The sequence below is a fragment of the Sorangium sp. So ce117 genome, assembly GCF_051524395.1.
GTDB lineage: Bacteria > Myxococcota_A > Polyangia > Polyangiales > Polyangiaceae > Sorangium > Sorangium cellulosum_B.
On the sequence record NZ_CP150309.1, the window covers coordinates 11208959 to 11224023 of the forward strand.

Consider the following 15065-nt stretch of genomic DNA (forward strand, 5'->3'; position numbering starts at 1 on the left):
ACAGGTTCACAGAGACAGGGCGAGTGAGGCATCACGCCAGGGTCCGGAGCTCCAGCGCGACGGATCCCTGCTCTTCCAGCGCGGACGCGCCCCCGCGCAGGCGAGGTTCGGATCGGGACCTCAGGCCGCCACGCCGAGGGGGGCGGGCGTCAGGGCGTGGTACGAGCGCCCCGTGATCGCGGGGGAGAGCGCGGTCGTTTGCCGGCCGGCGCTGCAAGCGCGGACAGCTCACCGTTCAACCCGCGCTGCACCCGCTGCGGGGCGACGCTCTCGGAGGAGCCGCAAGCACGCTGGATCTCTCGTCCAGAGGCGGGGGCGCGACCCCGGGCTCCCCGGCCGAGCCATCCGCGAGCGCGATCACCTCCGTCAACACCTATGGGCGCCGAGGCGGTCCCGGTTGTAGAGCACCTCGTTGATGCTTAACTTCCGACACATCTCCCCAACACGGTTCCAGGCGAGAACGTTCATGCATTCAAACAAACATTCTTTCTTGGCTGAATTACGCGCCCTGAGCTCCCAGCTTGAAGAGCTTCGCCAGGAAGCCGGCCGTTGCGGCGATTTCGATCCCTTGGAAAAGAAGCTGGGCTCCGTTCGCCAGTTCGTCATGGACGCGGAGAACGCCTCGCACTGGCGGCGTTGGGAAGGCGATCTCGAGCTTCTTCACGACGCCACGACGCTTCGCCATGTCCTGGATCGCGCTCTCTGCGACCTCGAAAAAGACCATTCCCGCCACCTTTGCCAGCGACTGGCAGAGGGAACCTTGCCTTTGGAAGCCTATCTGGATGCGACTTACACGGAGTTTCGGAGGTCGTTCCGGGCGGAGCTGGCGGCTTCCGGGATAGGCCCAGAATCGCGGATTGTTTTCATAGGGGCCGGGGCGCTGCCCGTCACGGCGCTGCTCTTCGCCCGGGAAAGTGAGGCGGAGTTGCTGTGTCACGATATCGATCCTGAAGCGACCCGTCTCGCGAAAAAGCTTGTCATGCATCAGGGTCTGGCGGAGCGGATCCGGTGTAGCTGCCGTCCGCTCGAAACGATCCCTTGTGTCAGACAGGCGAGCCATTTCATCATCGCCGGATTGGTCAAGGAGAAGGCCGCCATTCTTCGGCAACTAGGCGGCCAGATGCAAGGGCAGGCGAAGATCATCCTTCGCTACGGCAATGGCATCAAATCGCTCTGCAATTATCCATTCGAAAAGGAGCTTTCCGGGTCCTGGCGCGTCACCCCGCTTCTCCATACCGGGGCGGTCTATGACGCCGTGCTTCTTGAGCGACACAATCGAAGCGAGGCAGGCATGGTGGCCGCCGTCGACCAGAAGCAGGGTGTGTCGTGAAGCTGCTACTGGCGACCTGCGCGAAGATCCCTCCCGAGGCAATCGGCTGCGATCTGGCGCTCAAGAAGGCCCTGGAACATCGGGGCGTGGAGACCGTCTTGCGTCCCTGGGACCAGATCAAACCGCGGGAGGAGGCAAAAGGCCATGCGGCGGGCGTGGTCGTCCGTTCCGTATGGGACTACACGGAACAGAGCGAGAAATTCTTCCGATGGATCCATGGATTGCGTGACGCTGCGATCCCCGTGATCAATGAAGTCGGCCTGTTACTATGGAACTCGCACAAGCGGTACTTGCTGGACCTCATCGCCCACGGAGTACCCTGCCCGGTCACGCGCATCGTCGATCAAAATACAGATATAGAAACCACGGCGTCCGAAATTCCTGGGGATCGGCTCGTCTTGAAGCCCTGCATCGGGGAGAGCGGCGTGGGCGTGACCCTCGTTGAGCGCCACCAGGTGGCCGCGCAGGCCGAGGCCCTGCGCGCCGAAACGGGCCGGAACGATCTCTTGCTCCAGGAATTCATGCCGGAAATCCGCGAAGGCGAGCTGTCGCTCGTGTTCATCGACGGACATTTCGCTCATGGCGTGCGGAAGCGTCCCAATCCCGACGATTTTCGGGTGAACGCGCGTTACCGCCCGCGTGTTCCGGTGTCCGTCGTTCCCGAGAAGGAGCATGTGGCGGCCGCGGAGGAGGTCTTGCGGCATGTCCCCGGTCGTCCCGTTTACGCGCGGATCGACGGCGTCCTGCGCGGTGGCCAGTTTGTCCTGATGGAGATTGAGGTCCTCGATCCCGCGCTTTATCTCGACATGGTCCCCGCGTCGGCAAATGCGCTGGCGGACGCCATCGTGGCGGCAATACTTCCTAGCTGATCCGCGGCAGGTCCTTGTAGCGCGAATCGATTTCGCCGAGGACTTCGCGGATGACGTCCATGATCATGCGGATGTCCGATTCGACCAGATCGCCCATGACACCGATGCGGAACGTTCCGGAGGCGGTCAGCCGTCCCGGGAAGATGGTGATCCCGCGCCGCTCCAGTGCTTCGTAAAAGGGCCGGAAATCATGCGCGAACGGCTCGGGAACATGGAAGGTCGCGATGATGGGGATGGCCACCTCGTCGGGGATCAAGGTCCGGAATCCCCATTGGCGGAAGCCGTCGATCAGGATGCGCCAGTTGCACCGGTAACGCGCCCCGCGGGCGGCCACGCCGCCTTCCCGCCGGTGTCGTTCGCAGGCCCTGGCCAGGGCCGCGACAACGTGGGTCGGCGGCGTCCAGCGCCAGGTGCCGCTCTTTTCCATCGTGCTCCATTGGGCATGGAGATCGAGCGAGGGCGACATCGACCTGCCCGCCGAGGCGGCCAGGGCGTCTTTGTTGACGAGGACGAGGCCGATGCCCGGGACGCTTTCCAGGCATTTGTTGGGAGAGATGATGAGCGCCTCGAGATCGAGCGTGGCCACGTCGATGGGAAAGCCGCCGAAGGAAGCGACAGCATCGATGATGAGGCGCTTGCCCCTGCACCGGGCCACTTCCGCTACCATCTCAATCGGATTGAGCACGCCGGTGCCGGTCTCCGCGTGGCACATGGCGATGTGCGTGATGGAGGGGTCGGCGTCGAGGGCTCTTTCGAGCTCGTCGCGCGTTGGTAGCGGCAGCATCGGAAGGTCGAGGGTCGTGACCTTGAGGCGAATGCCCTCGGCGATTTCCCTGAGCCGGATTCCGTAGAAGCCATTCTGCACGATCAGGATCGTGCCGGTACGGGGCACCAGGGTCTGCATGGCCGCCTCGATGGCGTAGCTGGCGCTGCCTTGCAGGGGAACGCAGGCATGCGTCTCCGTGCCGTTGGCGATCTCGAGCAGATAGCGGCGGATCGCGGCGGTCATGTTGACGAAGTCGCCCGTGTAGGGGTTCCGGTCGAGCAGCATCGTCTCACGGATTTCCGTCGGGACCGTAAGGGGCCCCGGCGTGAGCAGGTAGTGGTCGTGTCGGCGATTCATTATAATTTCAAGACACCCACCCTCAGCAATGGCAACAGGGCCCCCCGTAGAGAGGGATAGGCCAACGGCTTCGAAAGCCGCCACGCCATTGAGCACCTCATCCATTGGAATGGGATACGGGGCCTCTCCGGAGATGGCATCGGCAAAAGCCTCGATTTCGGCGCGCTCCGTGGAGACAGCCTCAAAGGAAAAGGGACCACCTTTGCCTGCGAGGTCGACAATTTCGAGCGTGTCCGGACCACGGATCTCCGCCGAGCCCTGGGTCCCGAGTACCTGAAGGCGAAATGTCGGCGCCGTGGCCATCATCGTCGTCACCGAGGCCGTGGCTCCGGAGGCCAGGGTGAGAAGGGCGGAGACGGTGTCCTCAAGAGGCCCGAGGGCCGGGATGCGCGAGGAGCCCACCGCGAACACGCCGGTGACGGGACCGCCGAGATGGATGATCGCGTCGATCATATGAATGCCACCTCCGGCGAAGCCGCCCGCCGGATTTTCCTCCGCTGCCAAACGCCATTGCCCGGAAGAAAATCGCCCGACGAGGTTCGCGGTGAAGTTGCTTTCGATGTGACGAACGGTGCCCAGACGGCCCTCCCCGACGACGCTCTTCAGTTTGCGCATCGCGGGAAGAAACCGACGGTTGAACCCCGTGGCCACCACGACTCCCGCCGCCGAGGCCGCAGCGGAAGCCTGCACCGCGCTGGAGGAGGTGAGCGTGAACGGCTTTTCGACGAAGACGGGGCGCCCCGCGCGGACGCAGGCCTCGATCTGCGCGGCATGGAGGGAATGGGGGGTGGCGAGCACGATGCCCGCGATCGTCGGTTGGGCCAGCGCTTCTTCCAGCGAGGCGAGGACCTTGATTCCCCGCGAGGCGGCCGCCTGTTCGATGCGTCCGGGAGCACGGCTGACCGCGGCGGCAAAACGGACTTTGGGGCTGACGCCCTGCACGGCATCGACGAGGAAGGTGCCCCACCGCCCAAGTCCGACGATTGCCAGGTCGATCATCGATGTCTTTCAGGTAGAGGTTCCGTCACGTGGCCGATACCTGCGGCGCTTCGCCGTTCTTGGCCGACACGTAGAACCCGTCATGGGTGTGCAAGCGTTGCAAATTGGGATGGAGGGGACGGCGGTCCCCGGGATGCAACTTGAGCCAGAGCCGCAGGAGGAGCCGGCGCCGCTCGACTTCGGGCCAATCCTCGAAGGTGGAGCGCGAATGAAGGACCGTGTAGTTGCTCATCAGCGAGGCTTCTCCCGGTTCCAGCATGAACTTGTAGGCGAACTCGTCGCTGTCGGCGACTTGCTGAAAATAGTCGAGCGCGTCCCGCTGAAGCTGGGTCATTTCCTTGTTCCTCTCGGCCTGCTCGACGAACGGCTTGACCATGAACACGCTGAGCTGGCCCTCGACGTCGCTGAAGACCGGAACGCGGTAATCGGTTATCAGCGACCGCTCGCCCTTCGCCTCCTCTCCCTGCCAGTGGACGTAGTAACCGGCATAGAGCGGGGCGAGATATTCGGGATGGGTCTCGACGATCTTGTCATGAATGGCGAGGGCGCTCGCTATTGCGCTGTGGCCGCCCAGCTTGGCCTTGCGGATCGCCAGAAGACCGACCAGCGCGGCGAAGTCACTGTGCATGTCCAGGGGAATATTGGAGTTGTAGGCCCGCCCGCCCCCGAGATCGATGACCTGGTTCAGCCGGTCGCCGTGATGGCTCTGCTCGACCGGTACTCCGAGCTGCTTGCCCACGGCCCAGAACAACAATCCCATTTCCTCCGGCGTATAGGTCTCGACCGGCCAGCCGCGGATGATGATGACGCCGCGCTTGTGGAGAACTTCGCCGGCGATCCGGCGGATATCGTCGTGAATCTCGACGAGGGGAAAATCGCTCTCGGAAGCGGTCCGGAGCGTGAGGTCGCGTTTCCGCGCCTCATCCATGACCTTTTCGAACGCTCTCAGGTGCCGGGGCCCGAGATCGAAGGAGATTTTTTCTTTCGTCAGGTCCGAGGCTTTCCAGGCCCCGGGATGGCCAGTGTACCTTGCAAGGCTGTTGGACATGTCGATTTCCCGCGTGAAGGGTTGCAGGGCAAGGAGGCCAATCACCACCAAATCACTTCGCCGGCGGCGGGGAGAAAATTCCAGCCATTGTGTCGTAGAAGCGACGGATGCTCGGATGGACCGGCTGCTTTCCCTGGGAAGTCCTCAGCCACAGCCGCAGGAGAAAGCGGCGGCGTTCCTGTTCCGGCCAGTCCTCAAAGGGAGCGCGGTCGTGCAGAACGGCGTAGTTGTTGACGAACAACGCCTCGCCCGCTTCCAGCATGAAGGTGAATTTCAGTTCATCCCCGACGGCATGAAAGTATTCGAGCGCCTCGCGCTGTAGCTCCGTGAGCGGTTCTTTCCGCTCCGCGACCGCCTGCTCGACGACCCTTTTGTTCATGAAAGAAACGCTGACCTGCCCGTCGAGCTCGCTGAAGAGGGGCACGCGGTAGTCGGGGTTGATTGGACGCTCACCCTTCTTCTCGTTGCCCGTCCAGTGAATATAATAGCCCTCGTACAGAGGCACCAGATATTCCGGATGCGTGGCGGCAATGCGGTTATGAATTTCTATTCCGCTGGCCAGGCCGCTCAATCCCCCGGATTTGGCCCGCCGGATGGCCATCAGCCCCATGATGCCACCGTAATCGGTATGGAGCGTCATCGCGTTCTCGGAGGTGTAGCCTTTGCCCCGCGTCCCCGGTACCAGGTGGGGAACATCGGTCACATAGCCGAGACGATCCCCTTTCCAGCTTTGAACGATGGGTTGGCCCCATTGCTTGCCCAATGCCCAGTAAAGGAGAGCGATCTCCGCTTCCGTACAGCGGTCCATCGGCCATCCGCGAACGATGACCACGCCGCGGCCATTCAGGATTCTGTCGGCGATGAGCTGCACATCGTCCTGGATGTCCTCGAGCTGAAAATCCTCGTTGGAAGCGTTCTCGAGCGTGACGCTGCGTCTCCGGGCTTCCTGGACCACGCGGTCGAAGGCCTCCAGGTGTCTGGGCCCGAGATCGAAGGCAACTTCGTCCTTGGTCAGGTTCTTTCCATCCCAGGCCCGGGGGTGGTTGATCTGTTTCGTCTGGATCTTGGAGGGAGCAAACGATGTTTCCATGGTGGGTCATCCTCTCGGGGGCGTGAAGCCGGCAAAGCTGACGAGATCGTCTTTTCCCGCGTGATCCTCTCGATAGTGCTGCATTGTCGCCGCACAGTATACCGCTTCCCAGGCAATATCATCATGGGATCCTGAGGGGGACCGGCATCGATCGCCTCGGACCAGAGCGCGTCCATGCTGTTGCGGGCCGGTGCAGGCAGCCGTCTTGGCAAGCTCGGCCCGAGAGCTCCGCGGCGCGCACGTGCTGCCGCTGAGGCGACGTCCACGCCGGGCAGCGCTGCCTCCGAGCGGTGCCCGAACACTGGCTTTGCGACCGCGCGCAGCCCCGAGGCGATCAGCCGTCCTATGCCGCGCACGCCGCTCGGTTGACGAACACGCCTACCACTGAACGATGGCCGTGCCGCCACCTCTTCGTACTGAACAACTGTGGGCTCTTCAGTCCGATCGTTGTCGTGTCGTCCGTCCTGAATGTCCAAGCCTATGAACCGTAGATCAGTGCTACCCGCGCCACTCTCGGTGTAGTAGAACCAGAAAGAAGAGTCGCAAAGGAGATAGTGTAATGGTCCATCGTTTCTTCTCGCTTCGCGCCACGTTTCTTGCATTCCTTGCATTTGCTGCGCTTTCGATGTTGGCGTCGGCGCCCGCCAGTGCCCAGGAGCCACTGCCGTGCGAATCCGTCGGTTTGCTGGGTACCGCGTTCCACGATGATCTGCTGGAGCGAGTCGACGCGGTCGCAGCGGGGATACGCATCGAGAATTTGGGCCCGGCCGACAACAAGACGCTCGTCATCCACGGTGCAGAGGACGTGAGCGTGGCCGGTTGCGAGCTGACCGCGCGTCTGGGGGCGACGCTCCACCGCCGTCTGCGGCGCGACGCGCACGGCACGGTCACGGTGCGCATCACGCTCAAGGTGCTGCCCCTCGATGGAGCGAGCTTCGATGTGCGCCTGAGCAATCCGCGCGTGACCGACGTGGATCTCAGCCGCACGACCGCGATCGGTGAAGCCATTTACCGTGCGATAGCCAATCGCATGGGGGAGCGGCTGCTCCCCGTCGACCGACTGATCATCTCGCTCTGACGCGAGCTCCGGCGCCCTCCACGCCGGGCGTCGGCTCGCCGCGCGCGGCTTCACCAGCCCGCGTGTCGCATTCGAGACACTCCCGACGCAAGGTCTGTTGAATTCGCGGCCACCTATGTCCCGCATGACCCGCCGTATCAACACCACCTCGATTGCAACTGATTACAGCGCGCCGCCCTCGCCTCGCCTGCCGCCTCTCCCTCGGTGTCGCGCGAATGGCTCGGCGCAGCAGCATTCAGACGCCTCAGCGCGTCAAACGATGTTGACAGCCACTCTCGATAAACGACCATCCTTCGGCACCTCTCAGCCAGGAGGGGGCTCATTCCCCCGACACGCACCGTGAAGAACACGGCTTGATGCTCACGTCGGCGCAGCGGAGGCTCCGTGACGAGGCCAAGGCACTCGACGCTGAGCCCGGAAGCATCATGTCCCTCGCGGGCGCCATCTTCCCGCTCCCGCGCCCGATCCCCCCACTCCGGCGGCCGATCCTCTCGCTCTCGCGCCAAGAGCTCTCTCTTCTTCTCCTCTGCCCCCTCACCGGGTCTCCCTTACCCATCCGCTCCACGCGTCGAGCCCGCACGGGTGCCGCTTCGCCCCTGACGTTCGTCTCCGTCGCGCGCGTTCCGCGCTGCATTCCCTGCGCCGAGGCGAGCCTTGCGCTGCGGCGCCCCCTGCGCTTTGATGCCCGCCCTTCCCCATCCGAGGTGGAACGAACCATGGCGACCCTGGGCGACCTTCGCGAGCGCATCGACAGCATCGACGACCGGATCCTCGATCTCCTCGCCGAGCGGGCCGAGGTGGCCGTCGAGGTCGCGCACGCGAAGCGCGCCGCGAACGCCACGCAGTTTCACGACCCGGAGCGGGAGCGGCGCGTGCTCACCCGCCTGCAGGCGAAGGGCGCGGGCCGCTTCCCGGGCGACGCCATCCGGGTCGTCTTCCGGGAGGTGATGAGCGCCTGCCTGTCGCTGGAGGAGCCCATGAAGGTGGCCTTTCCGGGGACGGAGGGCGCCTTCGCGGAGGTCGCGGCGCGGCACCTGTTCGGGCTGGCCGCGCGCTACCGGGAGACGGGCACCATCGAGGGCGTCTTCGACGCCGTGCGCGCGGGCGAGGCGGCCTGCGGCGTCGTCCCCGTCGAGAGCTCGACCGACGGCTCGGTGACCCTGACGGCGGACGCCCTGATCGAGAGCGACCTCCAGATCCGGCAGGAGCTCGTGCTCGACGTCGCCTATTGCCTGTTCAGCAAGGCGGAGGGGCTGAGCGGCGTCGCGCGCGTCCACGCGCACCCACACGCGCTCTCGCAGTGCCGCCTCTGGCTCGCGAAGCACCTCCCCGGCGCGCAGATCGTCCAGACCGTCTCCGCGGCCGCGGCGGCGCACGAGGCCCTCGGCGACCCCGCCGCGGCGGCGATCGGCAGCCGCGGGGCGGGCGAGCTCTACGGGCTTCCGCTCCTGCGGGAGCGCATCCACGACCGCGCCGAGAACGCGACCCGCTTCATCGTCATCGCCCCGGCCGACGCGCCCGCCACGGGCGCGGACAAGACCTCGATCGTCTTCTCCGTGCAGGAGGAGCCCGGCGCGCTCCGCCGGGTCCTCGCCATCTTCGACGACGCGGGCATCAACCTGACCCGGATCGAGTCGAGGCCGAGCCGGCAGAAGCACTGGGACTACGTCTTTCTTGTCGATCTGGAGGGCCACCGGAGCGATCCGCGCGTCGCCGACGCGATCGAGCGGCTCCGCGCGCGCTGCGAGATGGTGAAAGTCCTCGGGAGCTACCCGCGATCGACCGGCGCGCGCTGAGGCGCGGAGGCGGGCATCCCGCCGGGCCGCGACGGGGGATGGTGCCCCGCGGGGAAGAATGATAATTTTCCGCGCCCGTGCCGGCCACGTCGCTCGCGCTCGCCCTCCGCGCTGCCCGAACGGCCGCGAGCGCGGTCGCCGGCACCCTGCTGGCCGCCGTCGCCCTGCCCGCCGCAGCGGGCGAGCCTCGCGCCGCAGGCGAACCGGTGCTCGTCCTCGCCGCCTTCCCGGGCGCCGGCGGCATCGACAAGCGCGCCATCGACCTCGTCGTCGCCCATATCCGCCCCATCGGCATCCGCCTTCAGATCGTCCGCCCCGGCACTCCGAGGCCCGTGCTGCAGACGCTCCTCCCCGAAGCCAACGCGCTCGCCGACGCGTGGGACGCGCGGGGAGTGCTCTGGATCGACGCCGGGGCGAGCGACGAGCTCGCCTTGTACGTGGTCGAGCGCGACGGCGAGCAGATCTACGGCCGCCGCATCCCGGTCTTGCCCGGACAGACCGCCACCGCCCTCGAGTCGCTCGCCAACATCGCCGGCGCGGTCGCCGAGGAGCTCCGCGAGGGCCACGTCGCCGGCCTGGCCGAGGTGAAGGTCGCCCCGGTCGGGCCGGCTCCAGCGACTCCGCCCGAGCCCGACGGTGCCCCCGAGCTCGCCACGTCCCCCGCGGCGCCCACGGCCGCGGCGCCCGCGGACGCCGCGCCGGACCTGCAGCCGCCCGCAGGCCCGCCGTCGCCATCCACGGGCGCCCGCCGCGAAGCGAGCCCGCTGCCGACGTTCGCCGTCCTCGCCGGCTACACCGGCGCGAACTTCAGCAGCGCCGCGCCCTGGCAGAGCGCCGCCGCGCTCCGCGCCTCCTGGGCGCCGGTGGACTACGCCGTCCTCGGCCTGGGGTACGAGCTGATCCCCTCGACCTCGCTCGGCGACGAGCAGTCCACGTTCGAGCTCTCGCGCCACCCGGTGATCACGACCGGCCAGGTCCGCCTCAGGCTCCCCCTTGGCCTCGACCTGCAGCTCGGCGCGCGCGCCACCGTCGATATCGTCGAGCGCGTCCCCGAGGAAGGCACGACCCAGCAGGCGCTCTCGGAGCCGCCCCCGTTCCCGCCTCCTCCCGGTCATGTCCCGCCACCGCCGCCGCCGTGGCGGTGGCCGCGGATGTTTCCGCAGCAGCTCCCGCCGCCGGAGGCCCGGACCGACGTGCTCGTGAGCGTCGCGCCGGTCGCGGAGCTCGGGGTCCCGCTCACCGGGTGGCTCCGCCTCAAGACGACGCTGGGTGTGGACGTGCTCCTGACGGAGCCTGACGCCACCGTACACCCGGGCCTCGCGCTTTCGGCCAATCCGGTGCGGATCTTCGCCGGCATCGGGCTGGAGCTCGGCCTCGCCCTGCCGGCCTCGCCAGCCCCCGCGGGCATGGTCAGGAAATGACCACCCGCGCCGCATGACCCGTCACGAAAGGAAAATTGACCCGCTTCGGGCCGTGCGTCGCACCAGGTCGAAGCGATGGACGCTGAGCACGCGCGAGCTCTCTCCAGGAGCCTCGGCCCCCTGCCCGAGCCGCTCCTGGCCAGCGCCATGACGCGCCCCGTCCCCGCCCCGCCGCCTGCCCCGTCACCCGCCGTGTCCTCGCCGTCTGACCTCGAACGGATGCGCCACGCCGGCGCGGGTGACCCGGAGGCCCAGGCCTGGCTCATGACACACGTGATCTCGCGGGTCCGCCGGATCGCGCGGACGTTCCTCCGCAGCGCGGCGGACGCCGACGACGCCGCGCAGCTCGCCCTGCTCGCGATCCTCGAGAGCGCGTCGAGCTACCGCGGCGACGCCGCCGTCGAGGCCTGGGCCAGGCGCGTCGCCGTCCGGACGATCCTCCGGTACGCCCGGCAGCAGCGCAGGGAAGGCGCGCCCGTGGCCCCGGAGAGCGCGATCGACGAGGAGATCGCCCAGGCGCCGCACCAACCCCCGTTCGAGGCCCTCCCGCGCGAGGCGCGCGCGTACCTCGACGAGCTGCCGGAGGCGCAGCGCCATGTGATCCTCCTGCACCACGCGCTCGATTACTCCATCGAGGAGATCGCCGGAATGACCGAGGTCAGCGCCGATACGGTGAAGAGCCGGCTGCGCCTCGGGATCGGCGCGCTCCGCAAGCAGGTGCGACAGGACCTCGCCGTCGGCCGGAAGAGAGCATCATGACAGGGACGCAGAAGTCCGAGATCGATCTGGACCTCCTGCCCGCGATCCTCGCCGCGGAGGCGCGCGGCGAGCCGATCCGCCCCGAGGACGCGGAGCTCCTCCGCCGCGCCGAGCAGGACGACCCCGAGCTCCGCGGCGAGGCGCCGCTCTGGGCCGCCATCGGCAGGCTCGGCGACGCGCGCGGCGACGGCCGCGAGCTCAGCGACGCCGCCATGCTGCAGCAGGTGCTCGCGCGCGCCCGCCTCGGGCCCGGGGGCGCCCGCTTCGAGCCCCGAGCCGCTCGCCTCGACCCGAGGGGCGCCCGCTTCGAGGCCGCGCCCGAGAGCACGGCGCGGCTGCGCGCGGCGCCTCGGCCGATGCTGCGGCGCGGGATCGCCGGGTCGCTCGCGGGCGTCGCCGTCGCGGCGACGCTCCTGGCCGCGCTCGCGGCGGAGCTGTTCGACGGGCCTGCGCAGGCGCCCCCATCGGCGCCCAGCGGGAGCGAGACGCTCGATCCGAGCGGCGCACGGCGCACGGTCCTGAGCCTCCCCACGCTTTCGGTGCCGGAAGCGCCTCCGCCGGGCGCCGGCGCGCCCGCCGGCGAGCCCTCACCAGGCGCCGGTGAACCCTCGCCAGGCGCCGGCGCGCTCGCACCGGGCGCCGGCGCGCCCTCCACCGAGCCGCCGCCCGGCGCGAACGCGCCCGCCGCCGAGCCCTCGCCCGGTGCCGGCGCGCCCACCGGCGAGCCCGCAACCGCCAGCGCCGTCGGGGCCCGGGATCGCGCGCAGCAGCCGCCCAGGCCGCGCGCGGAGGAGCCCGCGGCGGGCCCGCAAGCGCTGCTCCTGCGCGCGCAGACCCAGCTCGGGCAGGGGAAGAGCGCCGAGGCGAACGCCTCCTACCGCGCCCTGCTCGCACAGTACCCGGCGAGCCCCGAGGCGCGGGCGGCCCTGGTGTCGCTCGGCCAGATCGCGCTCCACCAGGGCAAGGCGGCGGAGGCGCTCGGCTATTTCGATCGCTACCTCGCCGGCGGCGGCCCCCTCGCCGCGGAGGCCCGGGTCGGCCGCGTGCAGAGCCTGCGCCGGCTCGGGCGGGCGGCCGACGAGCGCGCGGCCATCGCCGATTTCCTCGCGCGTCACGGCGAGAGCGTCCACGCGCCGCGGCTGCGCGCGCGCCTGTCCGAGCTCGGCGGCGGCTGAGCGCAGGGGCCTGACGCCAGATCGCCGGCGTCCGCGCGGTGGGGCTTCTTCAAAAAAGATTGACCCCTGATCCCGCCGCGTCGCCACCTGGCCATCGAGATGTCGCAAAACCTTTGCCGAATTGAAAAATTCTCCTCACGAGGCGGATGGCGCGCCGGTGTCCTTGGCGGGGTCGTGGCCCTCGTGTCGCTCGCCTGCTCGAGCTCCGGGGATGGTACCAACGACACGTCGGGCTCGGGGGGCTCAGCCGGCGGCTCCGGCGGCTCCGGCGGCTCCACAGGGTCGGGTGAACCGACCGGCGACCCCACGAAGCTCGTCGGCGCCTTCCAGGTGCGCTCGCTGCCTTCTGCCGAGCCGGGCGCGGCGGGCAGCACGGCGGTGATCGGGAAGATCTACGACGGCCCCACGCCCGCGCAGCTCGTCTGGGAGATGCAGGCCGAGGAGGGGGGCTGTCAGCTCCTCACGCCGCGCGTCCCGTTCTGCAACGAGCCCTGCGGGGGCAGCGCCGTCTGCGTGGAGGACGACACGTGCCAACCCTACCCCGCCGCGCACAGCGCCGGCAACGTGACGGTGACCGGCTTGAACCTCGAGTCGGGCGAGGCGTCCCTCGTCATGAGCCCCACGGCGAACAACTACCAGCCTCCCGCCGGCGTGAAGCTCCTCTACCCGCCCGTCGACGAGGGCGGTGTGCTCCGCTTCGAGGCGAGCGGCGATTTCTTCAGCGCATTCACGGTGGAGGCCAAGGGCGTGAGCCCCCTCGATCTCCTGAACGAGACGATAGCGCTCGATCCCGCTCAGCCCCTGCAGCTCGAGTGGACCCCGCCGGGGCAGGCCGGCATCTCCAAGGTCTACGTGAAGCTCGACATCAGCCATCACGGGGGCACGAAGGGGATGATCGAGTGCAACGTCGAGGACACCGGCTCGCTCGATGTCCCGGCATCCCTCGTCAAGCAGCTCCTCGACCTCGGCGTCGCGGGCTTCCCGACGATCATCGTCACGCGCAGGTCCGTGGGCTCCGCGACGATCCCGGCCGGCCGGGTCGATCTGGTCGTCTCGTCCCAGATCGAGCAGGCGGTGGTGATCGCCGGGCTCATGTCGTGCAACGACGACTCGCAGTGCCCCGAGGGCCAGACCTGCCAGAGCGATCTCACCTGCAAGTGAGCCTCGCCGATCCGCGGCGCGGCCGACCGTCTAGCTTAACAAGGAAAAGGACACAGAGACCATGACACGCACTTATCGCCCCTTGCTGCTGCCCCTCACCCTCGCGCTGCTCTCCCCTGTGGTCGGCGTCGGCTGCTCCGGTTCGGACTCGGATGTGGGCGCCTCGGGCGACAGCTCGACCAGCACCTCGTCCAGCTCCGGCGGCAACACCACCTCGTCCAGCTCCGGTGGCAACACCACCTCGTCCAGCTCCGGCGGCAACACCACCTCGTCCAGCTCCGGCGGCAACACCACCTCGTCCAGCTCCGGCGGCAGCGGCAACACCACCGCCTCGTCGTCCAGCGGCGACACCACCTCGTCCAGCTCCGGCGGGACGACCGAGAAATTCAGCTTCTTCGTGACCAGCCTCGTCGCCCTGCAGGAGCTGTCGGGCTCCCAGGACGGCTTCGGCGGCGATCTCCGCTTCGGAGAGACGGGCGCCGGCGCCGGGCTCCGCGGCGCGGACAAGATCTGCGCGACCATCGCCGAGAAGAGCCTCCCCGGCGCGGGGAGCAAGCAGTGGCGCGCCTTCCTGAGCGCCGTCGCCGGGGAGGACGGCAAGCAGGTCGACGCGATCGATCGGATCGGCGAGGGTCCCTGGTACGACCGGCTAGGCCGGCTGCTCGCCAACAACAAAGAGGAGCTGCTCAACGACCGCCCCTCCGCGGCCGACCCTGCGATCATCGACGATTTTCCGAACGAGGACGGCGTCCCCAACCACCAGCCCGATCCGAGCCAGCCCGAGGTCGACAACCACGACATGCTGACGGGGACGAACGACAAGGGACAGCTCTACAGCGCGACCGCGACCTGCAAGGACTGGACGGCCAAGTCGGGCGACACGAGCGAGGGGAGGCCGCGCGTCGGTCACTCGTGGCCCAGGAACTTCGGAGGTGGCGGCTTCCCGACCGGCGGCGGCAGCACCGGCGCCGGCTTCCCGACCGGCGGCGGCAGCACCGGCGCCGGCCCCGGCGGCAACATCAACATGGCCAACTGGATGTCGTCGCTCGACGAGTCGGGGTGCGCGCCGGGCATCAACCTCCTGGAGCAGGGGGGACCGCTACCCGGCGCGGTCACCGTCGGGTCCGGCGGCGGTTACGGCGGGTTCTACTGCTTCGCTCTGACGCCCTGACACCTTGACACCTTGACGCGGGATTGACGCGGGATGACCGGCGCG

Annotated in this window: 12 protein-coding genes; 9 read left to right on the top strand and 3 right to left on the bottom strand. The window is 68.2% G+C overall.

The genetic code is table 11. The features are described 5' to 3' along the window. The first annotated feature begins 490 nt into the window (after positions 1-490). Together WMF46_RS42030 and WMF46_RS42035 are read left to right on the top strand one after the other, a co-directional pair. A complete protein-coding gene (locus tag WMF46_RS42030) occupies positions 491-1330 on the top strand; it encodes a nicotianamine synthase family protein (protein WP_437982376.1) in 840 nt (279 codons plus the stop codon). After that, on the top strand, positions 1327-2199 hold the full coding sequence (locus WMF46_RS42035; protein WP_437982377.1) for an ATP-grasp domain-containing protein: 873 nt from the start codon (positions 1327-1329) through the stop codon (positions 2197-2199). Before WMF46_RS42030 ends, WMF46_RS42035 begins: the two co-directional genes overlap by 4 nt. Here the strand turns inward: WMF46_RS42035 and WMF46_RS42040 are convergent. The 3 genes from WMF46_RS42040 to WMF46_RS42050 are packed head-to-tail and all read right to left on the bottom strand — an operon-like array spanning position 2192 to position 6459. After that, a complete protein-coding gene (locus WMF46_RS42040) occupies positions 2192-4321 on the bottom strand; it encodes a 2-aminoethylphosphonate--pyruvate transaminase (RefSeq protein ID WP_437982378.1) in 2130 nt (709 codons plus the stop codon). The two genes, WMF46_RS42035 and WMF46_RS42040, sit on opposite strands and share 8 nt — an antisense overlap. Before the next feature lie 25 nt (positions 4322-4346). After that, positions 4347-5417, bottom strand: coding sequence for a TauD/TfdA family dioxygenase (locus WMF46_RS42045; protein ID WP_437982379.1), 1071 nt, complete (start codon positions 5415-5417; stop codon positions 4347-4349). Positions 5418-5421: 4 nt separating this feature from the next. After that, positions 5422-6459 (bottom strand): TauD/TfdA family dioxygenase, encoded by a 1038-nt coding sequence (locus WMF46_RS42050; RefSeq protein WP_437982380.1) that lies wholly within the window; start codon positions 6457-6459, stop codon positions 5422-5424. A gap of 559 nt (positions 6460-7018) precedes the next feature. On the opposite strand from WMF46_RS42050, the gene WMF46_RS42055 reads away from it, so the two are divergent. The 7 genes from WMF46_RS42055 to WMF46_RS42085 all read left to right on the top strand — a co-directional run bounded on the left by WMF46_RS42055 (position 7019) and on the right by WMF46_RS42085 (position 15020). After that, entirely contained in the window at positions 7019-7537 is a 519-nt protein-coding gene (locus WMF46_RS42055) for a hypothetical protein (protein WP_437982381.1), read from the top strand. Between the two features lie 716 nt (positions 7538-8253). Further along, positions 8254-9333, top strand: coding sequence for a prephenate dehydratase (gene pheA, locus WMF46_RS42060; RefSeq protein ID WP_437295690.1), 1080 nt, complete (start codon positions 8254-8256; stop codon positions 9331-9333). A gap of 77 nt (positions 9334-9410) precedes the next feature. Further along, positions 9411-10754, top strand: a complete 1344-nt coding sequence (locus tag WMF46_RS42065; RefSeq protein WP_437982382.1) for a hypothetical protein — start codon at positions 9411-9413, stop codon at positions 10752-10754. 219 nt (positions 10755-10973) lie between these two features. Further along, the gene (locus WMF46_RS42070; protein WP_437987999.1) at positions 10974-11513 is read left to right on the top strand and encodes an RNA polymerase sigma factor; all 540 of its coding nucleotides are present in this window, start codon (positions 10974-10976) and stop codon (positions 11511-11513) included. Next, positions 11510-12688: a tetratricopeptide repeat protein gene (locus WMF46_RS42075; RefSeq protein WP_437982383.1), complete on the top strand. Its 1179-nt coding sequence runs from the start codon at positions 11510-11512 to the stop codon at positions 12686-12688. Before WMF46_RS42070 ends, WMF46_RS42075 begins: the two co-directional genes overlap by 4 nt. A gap of 174 nt (positions 12689-12862) precedes the next feature. Continuing rightward, entirely contained in the window at positions 12863-13849 is a 987-nt protein-coding gene (locus tag WMF46_RS42080; protein WP_437982384.1) for a hypothetical protein, read from the top strand. 61 nt (positions 13850-13910) lie between these two features. Beyond that, entirely contained in the window at positions 13911-15020 is a 1110-nt protein-coding gene (locus WMF46_RS42085; RefSeq protein ID WP_437982385.1) for a hypothetical protein, read from the top strand. Positions 15021-15065: the final 45 nt, after the last annotated feature.

Coding starts and splice junctions, on each gene's coding strand:
- WMF46_RS42050 (WP_437982380.1), bottom strand. CDS start 6,459: ATGGAAACATCGTTTGCTCCCTCCAAGATCCAGACGAAACAGATCAAC.
- pheA (WP_437295690.1), top strand. CDS start 8,254: ATGGCGACCCTGGGCGACCTTCGCGAGCGCATCGACAGCATCGACGAC.
- WMF46_RS42075 (WP_437982383.1), top strand. CDS start 11,510: ATGACAGGGACGCAGAAGTCCGAGATCGATCTGGACCTCCTGCCCGCG.
- WMF46_RS42085 (WP_437982385.1), top strand. CDS start 13,911: ATGACACGCACTTATCGCCCCTTGCTGCTGCCCCTCACCCTCGCGCTG.
- WMF46_RS42070 (WP_437987999.1), top strand. CDS start 10,974: ATGCGCCACGCCGGCGCGGGTGACCCGGAGGCCCAGGCCTGGCTCATG.
- WMF46_RS42040 (WP_437982378.1), bottom strand. CDS start 4,321: ATGATCGACCTGGCAATCGTCGGACTTGGGCGGTGGGGCACCTTCCTC.
- WMF46_RS42055 (WP_437982381.1), top strand. CDS start 7,019: ATGGTCCATCGTTTCTTCTCGCTTCGCGCCACGTTTCTTGCATTCCTT.